The sequence below is a fragment of the Bacillus sp. SIMBA_008 genome (assembly GCF_046535495.1).
Taxonomy (GTDB): Bacteria; Bacillota; Bacilli; order Bacillales; family Bacillaceae; genus Bacillus; species Bacillus subtilis.
Map to the genome: position 1 here is coordinate 1 of NZ_JAWRWL010000248.1, position 297 is coordinate 297.

The 297-nt window shown below is 43.8% G+C and carries 1 protein-coding gene; it reads right to left on the minus strand.

Going from position 1 to position 297, the window contains the following annotated elements; genetic code table 11:
- Positions 1–297 (minus strand): LysR substrate-binding domain-containing protein (locus tag SB658_RS23045; protein ID WP_410602586.1); only part of this gene is annotated, 297 nt, incomplete at both ends.

The following is a 297-nucleotide window of genomic DNA, read 5'->3' on the forward strand; positions in this document are numbered from 1 at the left end:
TCTCGTGATCCATGTTTCGTTTTGCAATTGATCAATCGTGACATCCTTTTTCTTAGCAAAGGGGTGATCTAATGGTGCGACGATATAAAGCTCGTCTTCTAGAAAAGTTTCTACTGTCAATTCTTTGTCATTCGTCTGTCCTTCAATCAAACCGATGTCGACATGGAATAAGCGGACATGACTGGCAATCGCCTCTGTGTTATCAATGACCACCTCAATGTCCACATGCGGATAGAGCTGATGAAACTCTGCCAATATTTGCGGCAGCACATACTCTCCAATGGTAAAACTCGCCCC